The organism is Staphylococcus sp. AC872 (assembly GCF_979255425.1).
Genome location: NZ_CEEDKW010000114.1, coordinates 1 through 205, shown reverse-complemented (window position 1 = coordinate 205; position 205 = coordinate 1). Strand labels below are relative to the sequence as shown.

1 pseudogene is annotated in these 205 nt (G+C 31.2%); it reads right to left on the bottom strand.

What is annotated here, in order from left to right:
* Positions 1–76 precede the first annotated feature (76 nt).
* Positions 77–178 (bottom strand): annotated as a pseudogene (locus ACZ267_RS13135) (IS6 family transposase); the annotation flags it as partial.
* Positions 179–205 lie beyond the last annotated feature (27 nt).

Genomic DNA, 205 nt, shown 5'->3' with positions numbered 1-205 from the left:
CATGCTAGCAAGTTAAGCGAACACTGACATGATAAATTAGTGGTTAGCTATATTTTTTTACTTTGCAACAGAACCATATTTCAGATATATCACGATAACTCAATGCATATCTTAGATAGTAGCCAACCGCTACAGTGATAACATCCTTGTTAAATTGTTTATATCTGAAATAGTTCATACAGAAGACTCCTTTTTGTTAAAATTA